At 41.5% G+C, this 16,015-nt stretch carries 10 protein-coding genes; 1 reads left to right on the top strand and 9 read right to left on the bottom strand.

Annotation, left to right across the window (positions count from 1 at the left end):
* Nucleotides 1-33: 33 nt before the first annotated feature.
* The 3 genes from msrA to QWZ17_RS20535 all read right to left on the bottom strand — a co-directional run bounded on the left by msrA (nt 34) and on the right by QWZ17_RS20535 (nt 2,228).
* Nucleotides 34-690, bottom strand: a complete 657-nt coding sequence (gene msrA, locus QWZ17_RS20545) for a peptide-methionine (S)-S-oxide reductase MsrA (RefSeq protein ID WP_290307183.1) — start codon at nt 688-690, stop codon at nt 34-36.
* Between the two features lie 77 nt (nt 691-767).
* Nucleotides 768-1,031 (bottom strand): DUF3820 family protein, encoded by a 264-nt coding sequence (locus QWZ17_RS20540; protein WP_290307182.1) that lies wholly within the window; start codon nt 1,029-1,031, stop codon nt 768-770.
* 24 nt (nt 1,032-1,055) lie between these two features.
* Nucleotides 1,056-2,228, bottom strand: a complete 1,173-nt coding sequence (locus QWZ17_RS20535; RefSeq protein WP_290307181.1) for an MFS transporter — start codon at nt 2,226-2,228, stop codon at nt 1,056-1,058.
* Nucleotides 2,229-2,433: 205 nt separating this feature from the next.
* On the opposite strand from QWZ17_RS20535, the gene QWZ17_RS20530 reads away from it, so the two are divergent.
* On the top strand, nt 2,434-3,594 hold the full coding sequence (locus tag QWZ17_RS20530) for a putative sensor domain DACNV-containing protein (protein WP_290307180.1): 1,161 nt from the start codon (nt 2,434-2,436) through the stop codon (nt 3,592-3,594).
* A 96-nt stretch (nt 3,595-3,690) separates the two neighbouring features.
* On the opposite strand, the gene QWZ17_RS20525 is transcribed toward QWZ17_RS20530, so the two are convergent.
* The 6 genes from QWZ17_RS20525 to QWZ17_RS20500 all read right to left on the bottom strand — a co-directional run bounded on the left by QWZ17_RS20525 (nt 3,691) and on the right by QWZ17_RS20500 (nt 15,937).
* Nucleotides 3,691-6,288: a BamA/TamA family outer membrane protein gene (locus tag QWZ17_RS20525; RefSeq protein ID WP_290307179.1), complete on the bottom strand. Its 2,598-nt coding sequence runs from the start codon at nt 6,286-6,288 to the stop codon at nt 3,691-3,693.
* A gap of 53 nt (nt 6,289-6,341) precedes the next feature.
* Nucleotides 6,342-8,690: a GAF domain-containing protein gene (locus QWZ17_RS20520; protein ID WP_290307178.1), complete on the bottom strand. Its 2,349-nt coding sequence runs from the start codon at nt 8,688-8,690 to the stop codon at nt 6,342-6,344.
* A 135-nt stretch (nt 8,691-8,825) separates the two neighbouring features.
* The gene (locus tag QWZ17_RS20515; protein WP_290307177.1) at nt 8,826-9,749 is read right to left on the bottom strand and encodes an SdiA-regulated domain-containing protein; all 924 of its coding nucleotides are present in this window, start codon (nt 9,747-9,749) and stop codon (nt 8,826-8,828) included.
* Entirely contained in the window at nt 9,746-11,785 is a 2,040-nt protein-coding gene (ppk1, locus tag QWZ17_RS20510; protein WP_290307176.1) for a polyphosphate kinase 1, read from the bottom strand. The genes QWZ17_RS20515 and ppk1 overlap by 4 nt, the downstream gene beginning before the upstream one ends.
* Before the next feature lie 37 nt (nt 11,786-11,822).
* On the bottom strand, nt 11,823-13,106 hold the full coding sequence (locus QWZ17_RS20505) for a Pycsar system effector family protein (RefSeq protein ID WP_290307175.1): 1,284 nt from the start codon (nt 13,104-13,106) through the stop codon (nt 11,823-11,825).
* Between the two features lie 266 nt (nt 13,107-13,372).
* Entirely contained in the window at nt 13,373-15,937 is a 2,565-nt protein-coding gene (locus QWZ17_RS20500; RefSeq protein WP_290307174.1) for a DUF3857 domain-containing protein, read from the bottom strand.
* Nucleotides 15,938-16,015 lie beyond the last annotated feature (78 nt).

Raw genomic sequence — 16,015 nt, 5'->3', positions numbered from 1 at the left:
ATTGTCTTTTTAAGTCCGACCCTTTAGAAGGACTTATTTCGCAAATTCCGGCTTTAAGTTAGCCGCCATAGTTTTTCTGAATTTCATCACCTTGGGTGTTGATACCGATTCAATGTATGGCTGATCGAGGTGAGTTTTATAATAGCCCTGGTGATATTGTTCGGCAGGGTAAAATACATTGAATGGTACTACCTGCGTAACTATGGGATTGTTATAGTGCTTTGATTCGTTTACTTTTTTAATGGTAGCCAAAAGGATATTCTTTTCTTCTGGCGTACGGTAAAAAGCTATAGAACGGTAGTCTGTACCCTCATCAGGTCCCTGGCGGTTTAACGTAGTTGGATCATGGGCAAAAAAGAAAGCATCGGCAATGGTTGCGTAGCTGATCACTTTTGGATCGTAATAGATCTGCACCGTTTCGGCATGATTGGTAGTCCTTGTACCTACCTCTTCATAGGTTGGATTTTTGGTTGTACCACCAGCATAACCAGAAACTACTTTATTAACGCCCTTCAATTCAGACATCGCCTCGCTCATGCTCCAAAAACATCCGCCGCCAAAGGTTGCAACCGCTTCACCCGTTTTAACTTTTGGTAATGACGCCATCGCATCGCCACCACTTGAAGTTTGGCCGTTTGCGCAACCAACAAACAGAAATACACCCGCTATATACAAAAATAACTTGTTCATAATGATATTGTTTACTCCTTTAGACGAATTTACGAAGCAAACCTTACAACGGATGGTCAGTAAAAGGTAATCTTAGCTTACCTCAGTTTAGGGCTGCTCCCACCGCCCTTGTTAAGCGATTTTTTAACCATAAACAAAATCTCGCTCAGTCCGTTCGTTTTGATCTCAAACACGGTAGATAGCATCATCCCCATCTTATCTTTAGTAAAACCTTTGCCCGCCATCCATTCCAGGTAGCTAATAGGGATATCAGCAATAATGGTGCCTTTATACTTACCATATGGCATGGGGGTTTGAACAATATCGATGAGGATTTTGGGATCGGGTTGTATGTTTTGCACAGCGGTAAAGTTAGTCGATTTATTTTAGGAGGCGATAACTTTGGCTTGTTCACCCTCGTTAATTTGCGATACCATCACAATAATAAGCGCACCAAAGCCGGATACAATGCCAAAAGCCCAGCGCAACCCAACAGCCTGAGCTATAAAACCAACCGCAGGTGGAATAATAAGAAAACCAAGATAGCCGACGGTTGAAATAGCCGCCAGCGCCTGCCCAGTGTTCATATTTTGTGATTTACCAGCGATGCTAAACACCAGCGGAACTATACAGGATACACCCAACCCAACCATAACATAGCCTATGTATGTTGTATACGCGTAGGGCAAAATAACACAAAACAACAGCCCCGTAAATATCAAAACACCGTTAAGGGTGAGTACTTTTTTTATCCCTATGGACGCCACTAACTTGTCGCCGGTAAAACGGCCGATAGTCATGGCTACCATATAAACAACAAATGCCGCTGTGGCCGCAGGTTTTGAGGGCTGCACCACTTTTTGGAAATAGATACCGCTCCAATCGTACATGGTATTTTCGCAGGCCATGCTGCCAAAAGATATTAGTGCAAATTTAATGAGGTGTTTATCCGGAAACGTAAAAACCGATTTAGCTGTATTTACAACCGGCTTTTCATAATAAGTATGCGGATAAAATATAGCGGCGATAATCATCATGGCAATGCCAACGCATAACAAATGCCATGATGCCGATACGTTATATGAAACCATTAAATAGCCCAATGCAGCCCCCGCAAAACCAGCCAGACTCCAGATGCCATGAAAAGTTACCATGATAGACCGTTCATAAAAAGACTGTACCCCTACAGCCTGCGCATTTACCGATAAATTGAAAATATTACGTGCCGAACCAAAAAAGAAAAGCAATATCACCAATTGCCATACATAAGTAGTAAAACCGGGCAGGCAAAGCAACAGGTTAAAAGCTATAGCGCCAACTAACATGATGCTTTTACTGCTAAAATGCTTTAACATTTTGGCAGTAAAGGGTATGGTAAGCATTAAGCCTATAGGTAAAGCAAATAACGCGGCACCTAATTGCGCTTCGTTTAAATGTAAGTGCTGCTGAATAGATGGGATACGTGAAGCCCAGGATGAATACCCAAAACCCGAAATAAAGAAAAATACGCCACAAGCAAACCTCAGTTTAAATTTGTTGGGGAGGGCGTTGTTATCCATGCGGCAAAAGTAAAAAATAAATTAATCCTGCATGGTTTGTTTATTTGTAACCGTTCGCTTGTGACATTACCGGTTGGACACAGATGTCAATTATCGGCTAATTGCAATTTTGAGGCATTTGTTTGTGATGCCAACATTTATGGTTTATTTTTGATAGGGACAAATATTCAAAAGGCTATACAGCCACAGTACTTTTAATAAAAAAATGAAAACAAAAAGCTTATCAGCTGAACCAACATACAAAGCCGCGCGTAGCGTGGCGCCTACATTAGAGCGTCATTTTAAATATTTCCACTCTTTGGTTAAATCGGAAAGTGCTGCAGATTTTGCGGCGCCAACGCCGGATATTGAAACCATTGAAACCATTATAGATATTTCCTTTTGGGCAAGCCTGCGGCGCGAGGAAGGCTATTCGCCAAAGTTTACGCTGGCATTTTTACCGCCCGAAAGCGCGGGACAACCTTTGCTGTTTGGTCATAAAATTCCACTGGCACCAAATATCTTAACCAAATTTGCTTCGGCAGTGCAACAGCCGGGTATTCATTTAGGCGTTTGGGTTGAGGATGGTGAACTATATGTTTGGGGAACTACATTGGCTATCCCCGCCTACTGTTTTGTATTAGAAGTTATAGAACCCGGCCTATTGGTTATAAAACACCGCCGGGTTGATGGCTTTGGCAAGTTTGTGAACATAGCCATCCTAAAAGGAGATGAAATAAAAGTGGTAGATGAGCAGGGTTCTTCGCTATCTGATTGCCCTACCATCCTTACTTCCATGCTTGATTTTACGCTGCCATCATTATGGAACGACCCAGTAAACGTATTGGTGCAGCTCGCAGCCTCTATGCAGGCCCATAAGCGTGGTGGCATCCTGTTGGTTGTACCCGCCGGTAATGACGACTGGATGGATTCAATCATTTCGCCTATCTCCTACCCTGTTTCGCCACCATTTTCTGGCCTTACCGATCTGATGATTCATGAGGGTATTGAAAAATATCATACTTCATGGCAGGAGAAACTCCGCCGCGCCGTTGATACCATAGGCGGATTAACCTCTATCGACGGAGCGACTGTTATTAACGATAAACATGAATTGCTGGCTTTCGGCGCAAAAATCGGCCGGTCGTCAAAAAGTACCCGCGTGGAAGAGATTGTGGTTACCGAACCGATTGTAGGCTGCTCAACCAAAGTGATCCATCCTGCACAAAATGGTGGCACCAGGCATTTATCGGCCGCGCAATTTGTATTTGATCAAAAGGATGCCATCGCATTAGTAGCCTCACAGGATGGCCGGTTTACGGTTTTCGCATGGTCGCCAATTGTGAATATGGTGCATGCGCACCAGATAGATATTTTGCTATTGTAAGGCCTCACCTAAATCCTCTCCAAAGGAGAGGACTTTTGATTTGCGATTTTTAGAAGCCATCCAAAGCCCTCTCCCTTGGAAAGAGTTGGGGTGAGGCTAAAACCTCAAACCAATTGATATATACGGCAAACTGCCTTCTTTTGAAAAACCCATTACGGCTTCTATGATTACCAGTTGAGCGGGTATTACGTAAATACCCCCGCCGTAGCCATCGTGCCATTGATCCGAGTGTTCGCCGGGGCTCCATACACGGCCGACATCGTTAAATCCTATTACACCAAATGAACCGGGCAACAGGTATGATGTAAAATCAAGCACCTTCAAACGCAATTCCAAATTATTATAGGCTATGGATTTGCCAGTAAACCTATTGGTATGAAAACCCCTGAAATTTTGAAAACCACCCAGTTTCATCTGTTGAAAGTAAGTAGCATCGCCAATAGTTGTGCCTAAGCCGGTTCGGTTGGCTATTACCAATACAGAATCTTTATCCGGGTTTAAGTAAAAGCTAAATTCAGAAAGAATTTGTCCATAAGTGTTATGGCTGCTATTGCTTAAGCCTGTAAAACCGCTAACTGTTGTACTCCAAAAAACGCCCTTGGTTGGTATAGTAGCCTTATTACGGGTATCCAATTGTGCCGTCGCCTTAAGGCCTGTATAAATTTTTGTTCCAAACACATTGTCGCCGGGATTGGCCTGGTTATAATCATTCAAAAAACGTTCAGCGTTGTTATCAGCTTTGCTATTGTAATATTGCCAGCCAATGCCTTCGGTAAATTTCCAGTTATTTTGCTTTTGCCGCAGGGAAACATCGCTGTAAATAAAATCATAACGGTTACGGTAGTAACTGATCTCTTTATCGCCCTTGTTTACAAAAGCGGTATTGTTGCCCAAGCCGAAGAAATTGCTCAGATTATGTGGCCCCATAGATACAAAATTAACCAACAGATCATTATTACCTATCAATTTCGTCCAGTCGGCCTTATAAGTTAACAGAAACGATTTACGGCCCAGGTTATAATTAACCAGGAACTCATCCCTAAAAGCATAAGGTTCTTTGCGGAAACCATGTTTTTCAAAAGAAACACCCGCGATAAGTGAAATACCTAAATCAGGACTATAATTGGCCAAAATGATAGGCTCAAACCTGTCAAACTTAAAACTCTTTTTATCGTATTGGTTTACCGTAGTATCTGTTGATGTGCGGATCTTAGCATCTGAAGATGATGGCAGTTTATTTTGCTGATCTGAGCGATCATAAACAAAAAGCTTGCTCCGGTTGTGCAGGTTTTTATCTACGTAAAAGCTATCAACCCCATCACCGCCAATCATACGCACGCTTATGGGCGATGGCGTTGTACCTGCAACTGCAAACTGATCGTCGCCGGCAAAACCGTATAGTCTCACCTCTTTGGTTACATCTGGTTTAAAAGTACGTTGATAAGTTATTTTATCGATGGTACCATCCTTTTTAATCTTATTTACAGTAACAGAGAGGTTGCCCCCGGCCTCATTAACGATTGTGAATTTATCTGTTTTGTCGCTTGCCGGAATCTCTACCTCTTTAGATATAAAACGATAATATTCCAGCGCCTGTTGTTGCAGAATGTTGCGACGGGCAATCATTTTACAGATAATCTCCGGCCCCGATAATTTATAAATGGTATCGGGCATCAGCTTAACCGAAGCCTTGATCAGGTCATCTGTTAATTTACTTTGCACATAAGCTATTTGCTCTTTCCAGTCATCTTCGCTTAAAGCATTTAAAAAATAACGATCAAAATAACGGGCGTTAAAATTCCAGCCATTAATGTCCCTGATCTCCTTACTATAACCCTGAAATTTTGATTTTAGCCATTGGTGCGCTACTATCCATGGAAATAAACCCGAGGTTTTGTAATACACCTGGTCACGGTCGCGCGGAACGGGTTCATAAACGGTTTCGTGTTTACCATCAAGCTTTTCCCAGCGCCATTGGTCTTCGTGCCTGTCCCAATCGCCCAATAGCATATCTAAAAGGCGGGCACGCAGTACAATCTTCTCGTCAACACGGGTATCGTTATCGTCCTGTAATTTCCTTTGTACTTTATCTGTATTGTCGGTTTTCTCTGCATCGAGGGGTTCACGCTCCTCAAACAGGAAAACCTGGTTGGCAAAATCTTTTTGGTACTGGCCCAAAGCGGGATCATCGGGAACATAAACGATGCGAGGGTTGGAATGTGGAATACCCAAAGCCCCGGCCAATGGCGGCACCGTTAGTGCCGAAAAGGGATGAGCCGCAGATACCTGGTCTTGTAAAATATCTTTAGCCACGGTGGGCCGCAACTGAACGGGCAGGCCTTTTTCAGGATATTTTTGTATGGTTCTTAAAACCCATTGCTGCCCGGTTGAATCCTGCAATCGTAATGATTTGGTTTGTTGCCCCCCTCCCTTTTGCAGAATTTTCAGACCGCCCTTCTCTGACGCAATATGAAAGATTTTAATGGTAACCGGCGCGGCCCAAAGCTTACGGTAATTTTCGCCCAGAAAAAAACGATGGGTGCCGCTTACTTTATTATAATCGGGTTCAATGGCCAGTTTGATACTATCGCCGGCAACCTGGGCATTGGCGCTGATACTCAGCAACAGGCTTATTCCCAATAAAAACGGGAATGTTATTTTAAAATACGTTGTGTTAAAGTAAATGTGTTTCAAGGCTAAACAACTATGTAATGCATATTACACAATAGTTTTTATACCTTATAGTTTTATTTTGAAGAAGATATTTGATAATTAACTCCCACCCTAAGCGCTTTAAGCCCGGTAACGCCCTGCAGCTCTTCTAAATCAAGGTATTCGAGGTCGTTATTCAGCACATTTCGTTCTTGCAGGTATTTGATGTATTCGTGATATTCCACCGCCTCATTGGGATTAAAATATACCATGGCTATTTTACCTGGCTGGGTAAGGCGCTCAACAGAACCTGCTATCAGTACTTTGTCTATGCGTTTTTTGATAATCTCGTACCGAATATTATAAGCTCCTTCCACATCAAAACGACGCTCATCATTCCTGAAACTGATATCGATAGGATTTGAATGGATAAAGATCAGTTGCGTTGTTTGCAGCGGGCGCTCTATTTGCCCGGCTAACTCATAAGTAAGCTTGGCTATCTCGGCCATGGATTGTAATTGCCAAAGCCTGATATTTTTTAAATACAACACATCAAACGCCCGGGTTGGCGATATAGATTGCCCTATGTAAATATCGTATTCAACGCCATCTGTCCTGAATTTTTCAAAGTAGCACGGGTATGATCCCTGCACATCATCCTGCACCAGCTCCAGGTAATGGTTAATGGTGTTATTGATAAGCTGCATGGAGTTTTCCAGATTTCGCCGATTGGCAAATGCCAAACCGGTATCTTCTGCCAGGCTTTCAAAATAGGCGTCGATAACGGGCCGTTCGTCCGGGTAATTTTCCCTGAAGTGCTTAAAGAAAGGATTAACCTCGCTTTCCAGGAAATTATCGAGCGTTATCTCATCATTGGTGGTTATAAAACCGCTCACCCTTTGCTCCCACTCCTTACATTTATAAATAAGGTTATCAATTAAACTTAGGTGGATGTGTTCCTTCAACTTTAACAAGGTCTCAATGATGGTGGTCATTAAAGCCTTCAGATCATCCTGTAAAGCGGTATTACGTTCAATGGTAGAGTTGCGGATATCGATGGCTCCAAACAGCGGATAAACGTTATTAAACACCACTGTTTCAATTTCCTTGTTCTTTTTATTCCCGTTTTTAAGATAGTTCCAGGCCACCTCATTAAACTTCCACTGAACTGATGGTTGCAGGGAAGTAAACTTTTCTTTGATAACCCTTTCAATTCTTTCCTCAAACTGATCTATACTGTTTTGCAGTAACTGAGCAATTAGCGGCATGGCACTCTGTAATTTTGACAGCAACTTTTCATAAAAGGCAATCTCGTTATAAGAATACACTTCCATAATGCCTACATTTTTTTTGTTGTAGTACACCGGGAAAATACCGTACGATTTTATACGCGCCTCCTTCAACATCTTCAAAAAGGGGAATTTGGCCACCTTTTCGTCGGTAATGGTGTTAAAAAATATTGGCTTCGGGTTTTTATTGTAATCAAAAGCCAGGGCCTGGAAAGTTTCCTCGGCGGCATTAAAATGCTTGGCTTCAGAGATGATTACGCTTTGCGAACACTCGGTAGTATCAAATATGGGTTGATTATTAATCTTTAAAAAAGGCAATAATCCAAACTCAATACATGAATCCTCCGAAAGGGTTTTAAGCGAATTGATGATATGCTCATATTGCTCGGCCTCATTGGTTGTGTGATTCACCAATTCGTCGCGGATGCTTTCCATGGCATGCGTAAGCGTAACATCTGTTAAGGTGATCACTGTAAAACCCTGAAACATGAAATTTGATAACGGTAGTATCCGCTCCAAAACTTCTATCCCCTCAAAATCATTCAAATATGGTTCTATGGTTTCAAACTTCAGTTCGGGTAGTTCGCCGCGGGTTACAATTTTAACAAACTGGGGATTGGTGAAAATACTATAAAAACGAGTAAGCTTTGTTTCGGGATCTACATAACTGTAAAGCAGTTCGTTTTTAAGTACAGTACTAAAGCCATACATCCGCTCCAATATCAGGTTGTATATAAATCTTTTTTGGCGTTGGGTAAACAGCTCATCATCGGGCATGTTTACAGCATACAAACCAGAATGATGGCTTGAGTGAAAATTAAAAAAAGCCTCGGTACTGAAAAATATCTTTTCGGGCACAGGGGTGCTCAAAGCCCAGTAAAATTCCTTTTCGTTAAGTATTGGCGGAGTAAGTATGCTATAAATAAGTTCCAGAGATTCCCTGAAAGCCTCCGCATTCTCTGGCTGTATATCCAGGTTAATACAAGGGTCTGCTTCAAACTTGTCTAAAACATATTTGTAAAATTCGGTTTTAAGCGTTTTTTCGGTAAGTACGCGCTCTTTTAAATGCTCAACAAAGGGGTTGAACGTAAGGCACATATCTACCTGGCAAATGGAGCAATTATTCTTACTTATATTGATTACTTCTGTATGCATCTTAAAAACCTATGGGCAAAGGTATAACTATGGTAATTATTTGTAAGTAATGATTTTGTAAATAATCTGTAGATTTTGGCACCAGCTAAAAACTTAATATTCAGATGACTGTAAACTGATGCTCCTATGATAATCTTAGGGATTATATCTGAATTTTAAAACGTTACCCATGCCTAATTTACCACCCTCATTTGATATGTACAGGTTTTGCTCCGCGTCAAAAGCGATGCCTTCGGGCTGATTAAATGCCGAATTTAAGGGATACACCGCTTTAATTTTCCAGGAGGCATCAGCAACCACCAGCATTTTATTTACCGACGACAAAATATACCATTCATTAGTTGCCTGGTTTTTTGTTAACGCAGATGGATGGAAAGCAATTTTCTTTTGCCCTGCCAATTTTTCAATCGCCGTTACATCTACACTAAAAGTTCCTGTTTGCTTAATAGTACCATCGGTTTGGATGCTCAAAATATAGCCACTGCTGGCTTTGGTAGTTTTATCATCGGCGCAATGCTTGCACAAAACGTATAATGATTTTGATTTATCATCGGCATACATACCTTCGTACTCGCCTTCGGGCAAAAGGCTATCTTGTTTTCGGGCATCAACTTCGGCACTTTTAACCTGACCGAAAGGAAATGTAAAAAACACGCCATCACTCCTTAATAACACCATGTTGCCATTGCAAATACCAAGATCTTCATAATCGCCTTTTTTACCAAAATGAACATAACTCGCCTGCTTATCGCCTAACTTAAGGTAATAAACACGGCCATCCTCATCTTCTTCGGCGTAAAGCATGTCGGCATTGCCGTTTAAAAAAGTGATACCTGAAATTTCGAGCAAATCATCTGGCATATTGAATTTCTCGGGTTTTGACAAATCGTAACCTTTGGGGTTAGCACTTTCAGCCGCTTCGCTTTCGTTGGTGGGTTCATCTTTTGATGCTGATTGACCTGATTTTTGTGTACACGAGATGTTGATCATCAAACCGGCCATTACAAAGAGAATCAGTAATAGGTTGATGGCAATATTTTTACTCCGTTTAATTATCATACACTTTTAGTATTTAAAAACTCATAAACAGCCCGCTGTGATTGTATTAAAGGTTCTGTTTTTTCAACCGGGTTGTTTTGCAATTGCTCGTCTAACCTTACTCCCTGTACATTATCGTGCAGTTGTAAATCAAGCATTTGTATAACTTCAGCCTTCACACTTTCATCGTAAACCGGGAAACAAACCTCCACACGCCGGTAAACATTACGGTTCATCCAATCCGCCGATCCCATGTATATCCTTGGGGCATTATTGTTATTAAATACAAAAATGCGGCCATGCTCCAGGTAACGGTCAACAATACGTGTAATGGTGATATTTTCACTCATCCCCGCCACATCCGGAATAAGGCAGCATATGCTTCGAACTATCATATTGATTTTTACGCCAGCCTGCGATGCATCGTATAATTTGGCAATCAGGATACGTTCTTCCAGGTTATTCAGTTTAATGGTAATACCGGCAGGTAAACCTTTCTTTGCATTTTGTATTTCGTTGTCAATCAGGGCTAAAAAATCGTCCTGTAAGTTAAACTGGGCAACAAGCAGGTGTTTAAATTCGATGGGGTAGTCGACTGCCGATTTAACCCTTTTGGATAGAAACATAAATACCAATTCCATCTCGCGCAATAAGGCAGGGTTGGCGGTCATCAAAATATGATCGGTATAAAAGGCAGCCGTACTTTCGTTAAAATTGCCGGTAGCCAATAAACCCGAGTATTTTTCACGACCATCTACTTGTCTTTTAACCAACGCAATCTTCGCGTGCACCTTGAGTTGTTTATGGCTGTAAATGATCTCCACGCCGGCGGCTTTCATTTTTTTTGCCCATTTGATGTTATTAGCCTCATCAAAACGGGCTTTTAACTCAACCATCACACGCACTTTTTTGCCATTGGTAGCCGCACTAATCAGCGCGTTCACAATCCGCGAGTCGCTGGCCACACGGTACAGGGTCACCGAAATTTCGGCAACGGTAACATCGGTAGCGGCTTCGTTAAAAAAACGGAGGATATTATTGTACGATAAATATGGCGGGTGAAAAATGTAATCCTTTTTATCTATCTGCTCAAAAAACGAACCTTCCTCGGGATGGATGCCACTTAAAATTGGGGACCATTTACTGTATTTCAAGGCAGGGTTACTAACCGGCAGACTCATCAGATCCTTGAGGTTATGGTACATCCCTCCTTCTACAATACTTGTACCCAACAGATTAAACTTATCGGCAATAAAATTAAGCGTTCGCAATGGAATACCCGGCTGATGTAAAAACCGAGTGGCTATGCCTGCATCGCGCTTAAGCAACTGTTTTTCTATCTGTTCTGACACATCGCCCTCAAATTCGCCATCCAGATCAAGCTCGGCATCTCGGGTTACTTTAAAACTGTAGCAGCCGCCAAGGGTTTCTGTTTTAAACAAATTATCCAGGTTGTGCCTGATGATATCGTCCAGAAAAACTATGTACTGAATGCCATCGTTGGCAGTAATACTTAAAAAGCGGGGTAACTGGTTAGAGGGGATATTGAGAATTACGTTGCGCTCTGTATTAGCCTCGTTCTTTAAACTTAATAAAAAGTAAAGCCGGTTATTTTCGGGGAAAAATTTCTTTTTGGTATCGGCCAAATCAAGCGGTTGTAAAAAGGCCAATACCTGGCTAAAAAAGTAGTCGCTTACCTTATCGGCAATAATATTAGGGATTGGCTCATTAAACAGCAGGTTAACGTTACTGTCCTTTAAAAGCGAGATCAAGCGCTCCCGCAACACTTTTCCGAACCGTTCCTGCTGCTGCCCCACCAACTCCTGCGCACGGTGAAATACGTCTTCTTTATCGCTTTTATTGTTTTCGCCGATGCTATGTAAAGCGGATAATACGGGAATACGTACCCGGTAAAACTCATCGAGGTTTGATGAAAATATTGCCAGGAAATTAACCCTTTCCATTGTTGGCAGGCCTTCACGTTCGGCCTCCATCAAAATGCGCTCATTAAAAAGCAACCAGCTCAGGTCGCGGTCAAAAAACGAGTACTGTTCCATAAATAGCAAATTGTATGTTAGCAGTAAATGCTATTAATTATAATATCGAAAATACTATGTAGGCTATTACCGCGGCAATTAAGCCAAACATGAATATGTTATAAGAGATGCGCAACAACCTGTACTTTTTACCAAGCACCACACCCTGCGAATAATTATCTCGGATGAGACTACCGTATAAAAACTCGCTATCATCCATCATTTTGAGCATGCCATCGCTGTAATCCTCATAGCTCATACGGTAAAAATTACCAAAGAAAAGCAGATTGGTTGTTTTGTTGGCGATATCCTCCCGAGTGAAAACACCCATGGGGATAGACGGTCTTGTAGCCAGTATAGAAAATGTAATGGTCAGCAAACTAACGGTGAGCAGCAGAAAAGTGGGGAACAATAAATGCGAGTGTTCGTCCATTTTACGCAGCACCAAACTGATGATAGCCGAAAGAATGATGGAATTAACGGTGATCATGATATGGGCTTTATTATCGGCCATATCGCTCAAACGCTGGTGATTTGCCGAACTTATCCTAAACATGGTTTCGATACCTTTTTCAGGCTTTTTCTTCCTTAATTTTTTTGAATATTTTTCAATATCTTCAGAAACCGTTGTATCATCGTCTTCGTCGTGGTCATCATCCATGTCAATATCTTCGTCGTCCTCGTCTTCATCATTTATTACGATGGTGCTTCCTTCAACTGGTTGCGCAGATGACTTCTTATCTTTTACCTCCTCTTGTTTTTTGATCAGTTTATCGAGGTTTTTTTGCTGCTGATCGCCCAGTAATAAACGGCAATAATCGGTAAAGTATTGATGGCCTTGTAATAGTTCGATACTTTTTTCGCGCCATACATCTTTATCAATGGTGATTCCTTTTACAATCTCGAACTCCTTGCGCACCATTTTGCTTTTTTCCTGGAAATCGCTGCCACCTAAGTGGAAAAGGTCCGCATCGCAAATGATTTCCTGTAATAAACCTTTAGGTTTTTGCGGCATTTCAGTCGCCAGGATACAGCCTTTAACTTTATCAATAACCTGTGCGCTAACCTTCAATTGCTTTAATTCATGCTCGGCCAGGCTAATGCTTTTGGCTTCGTGCTCAGCTTTATCCGTAAAATACCCGGTATCATGAAACCAGGCAGCGGCTACCACTGCAAAAAAATCTTCATCGCTCAACTGGTAGTGATTGGCTATTTTGGTTGCCGCGGATACAACATCTTTGGTATGGCTTAAATCGTGATATATAAGGTGGGGGTCCTGGTAAGCATCAAAATAAGCTACAACGTAATGCTTAACATCCTCTAATAACTGTTGAAATTTCATTTGGCCGATGTAATTGTTTTTATCAAATTTATTCTAAAAATCGTTATTTACCGCCAATTAGTAAATTATATAGTTGTTACTAATACTGGTTGATATTTGTTAAAAGTTTCTTTATTGATTTCCTTAATAGTCAAATATTAAGCCATAGTAAGAAATAGTTGGCTATCAATTCAATAACAAATAAACCGTTGCAACAAAAACGATATATCGCTAAATTGATCGTAAAAACCAGGAAAGGTTACAAAACTACCGAATTTTATTTCCTGTTATTTACCATCCGGGCCTTCATAGCTGTAGTTATATGGAGGATATGGAACGATAAAAGTATGCTCAACCCGGGAAGACTTTTTGAAATAAGGAATACCAACACCTGCGATAACAATGCTGTAAATTAACACGTATGGGTGTGGTTGTACTATTCTATTGTGTTTTAATATAAGTGTGCATACAAAATCAATAAAAACAAAAACGGCTGTATAAAGCAGATATACGGTAATTACTTTTGGTAATATGTCTCGCTTGTTAACAAGCAATACAAAGCAGTAAACGGAGAAGCATAGCAATATTGTGAAACAGGTTATTTCCATCACAACAAACATTTTGTAACTAAGTGCCTCACGGCCGGTTTTAACCAAATTCCAGGTTGTGAGGCTAAAATAATCACTACTTAAAAGCATTGCGCCCGAAAATAAAATCGCCAAAAGCAATAATACAACCGCGAGGATCAGCCAACCGCCCACCGGGGTAAAACCCGCACCATAGCTAAACACAATACCAGGTGTTTCGCGTTGATAAACCCATACACCTAAAAAGATAAGTCCCACAGTTAAAAAACCGGCCAGCATCACCATGTAACCATTAACATCGGCTTCAGACTGCGTATCTGGGCCAATACTAAAATTATAGCTTAACCCATTATAATTAAGTTTTTTTATATCGCTCCTAAATTCGTTCAGCTTATCAACCGAGACGTAATCCTTCAGGTAATTCAGTTTATAGTTAAGTAGTAAAGTATCGCCCGATACCGAATAGTTTGATGCAAACTTATAATAGTCCCTGTTTATAGCCTGATTACTATCGCTCACGTCCCAGCCATTGGGCAAAACTACCTTGATGGTATAATCATAGTTAAGCGGGTAATTAAGTGCCACCGGCGTTTTGGTTTGCCCGTTGATAGATGGCAACTGTTGAGATATATAGTTTGCATACAGATCAACAGAACGTTTATTGGTTTCAGAATCCGTTCTGAAAAAGTCTTTGATGATATAAGTTTCCTTTGTGGTTAATATGTTTTTTTCCAGATCGTCGGTTACGGTTATGGAATCCTTGGGGTCTATTTTGGAATAAATCTTGGCATAATACTCCAGGTAACTCTTCTCGGTTTCGGCCATGCCGCTTGATGCCAGCCTGCTGCGGATGTCATCTGCCTCGTCGCCCGTATACATGGTTTTTACAGTAAACTCAACAGGCGCTTTATCGTTTTTGACCTTATAAAGATCATTAAAAACAATCTTTCCTCCTTTTGACGGCGGTATGCTGGTAAGCGATGTATTGCCCGCTTTTAACACAAGCCCCATGCCGTAATTGGGGAAATAAATATCTGTACCCGCGCCACCCTGGTAACTTATGGTGGCATCAACCCAAACCTGCTTACCGTTTACATTAGCAGTTACCACAGCGTGATCAAAAGCATAATAGGTTGGTATATAATCGGCAATGTGCGAACGAACGCCGGAGTTAACCAACACCATAGATGCATCGATACCGCCGGCTTGAAGCATAGAAACCAACAAGAGTGATTTATCTTTACAATCGCCATAGCGTTGCTTAAAAACCTTTTCGGGGTTATTGGCGCGATGCGAGTATTGCCCTATTTCAATCCCCATGTATCGTACCTCGTCTTGTACCGTTCTAACAGCCTCACGAAAGTATTTCACTTTGTCGGTGCCGGTTTTGGCCTTTATTTCGGCAATTCGTGTGGCCAGTTCGCCTTTTATATTCACATCGGCAGGGTTAATACCTAACGACCAATTAACCACTTCGGCCCAGCTGTTAAACTCGCTGATCTGTACCCGGGCGCGGCCTTCATACCACGCCGGCTGAGTATCATCGTCATGGGCGGCAGGCACCTGGAAGGCTTCATATTCATACCGTCTCAGCCCTTCGCCTTCTGTGATTGCAGCCTTGGGTATTGTATTAAAAGCTTTGAAGTTTAATTTTCTTTGTGCCGATGTTATGAGCACCGTGTATTGATGCGCTATTGGCTGATACCACTGCAGTACAATATCATCGCAAAACCTGCCGGCAAATATGGGATTCCGTCCGGTAAGGGTATATGAATATTCTATCCTATCCCCTTTGCGGATATCGTCCAGTATTAATAAAGCGGTATAACTGCCCTGGTAAATAAAATTAGACAAATCTTTTTCGTCGGCAATCACCTTAAAGCCCGATACATTTAACCGGTTTATGGGTTTACCGCCCCGCCAAACCGTAATTTCATGAAAATCCAACCGTTGAAAACTGGGGTCGAAGCCAACGTTTATTTGTGAAGCATTCTGAATGCCGGTTTCGGATACAATCTCTTTGATCACATGATGATAATCGGCTTGCTTTTCAACCTGTATCTGCTGCTCAATAAGGGCGTAAAAATAGCCATTCTCAATGGTTCGGGCAGATGGCCGCTGGCTGTAAGGCTTGCAGGTGCTTAACCAGGTTGGCTTTGCCGATACGTGTACTACAGGATTAGCGGCATTAGCAGAATAGCTATCGACTAAAATCAACAACACACAGGCAACAAGGCTTAGATAAAGTTTAAGTTTTTTTTGCATCACGGCTATGAAAATAAATAAACAAGACGAATTATAATTATTTATTTCACATTTAAGCTCTTGTAAACAAAACCATCA

The organism is Mucilaginibacter flavus (assembly GCF_030409315.1).
Classification (GTDB): domain Bacteria; phylum Bacteroidota; class Bacteroidia; order Sphingobacteriales; family Sphingobacteriaceae; genus Mucilaginibacter; species Mucilaginibacter flavus.
This window is presented reverse-complemented; position numbering and strand designations above follow the sequence as displayed.

Coding starts and splice junctions, on each gene's coding strand:
- msrA (WP_290307183.1), bottom strand. CDS start 690: ATGAACAAGTTATTTTTGTATATAGCGGGTGTATTTCTGTTTGTTGGT.
- QWZ17_RS20535 (WP_290307181.1), bottom strand. CDS start 2,228: ATGGATAACAACGCCCTCCCCAACAAATTTAAACTGAGGTTTGCTTGT.
- QWZ17_RS20530 (WP_290307180.1), top strand. CDS start 2,434: ATGAAAACAAAAAGCTTATCAGCTGAACCAACATACAAAGCCGCGCGT.
- QWZ17_RS20520 (WP_290307178.1), bottom strand. CDS start 8,690: ATGCATACAGAAGTAATCAATATAAGTAAGAATAATTGCTCCATTTGC.
- QWZ17_RS20515 (WP_290307177.1), bottom strand. CDS start 9,749: ATGATAATTAAACGGAGTAAAAATATTGCCATCAACCTATTACTGATT.
- ppk1 (WP_290307176.1), bottom strand. CDS start 11,785: ATGGAACAGTACTCGTTTTTTGACCGCGACCTGAGCTGGTTGCTTTTT.
- QWZ17_RS20505 (WP_290307175.1), bottom strand. CDS start 13,106: ATGAAATTTCAACAGTTATTAGAGGATGTTAAGCATTACGTTGTAGCT.
- QWZ17_RS20500 (WP_290307174.1), bottom strand. CDS start 15,937: ATGCAAAAAAAACTTAAACTTTATCTAAGCCTTGTTGCCTGTGTGTTG.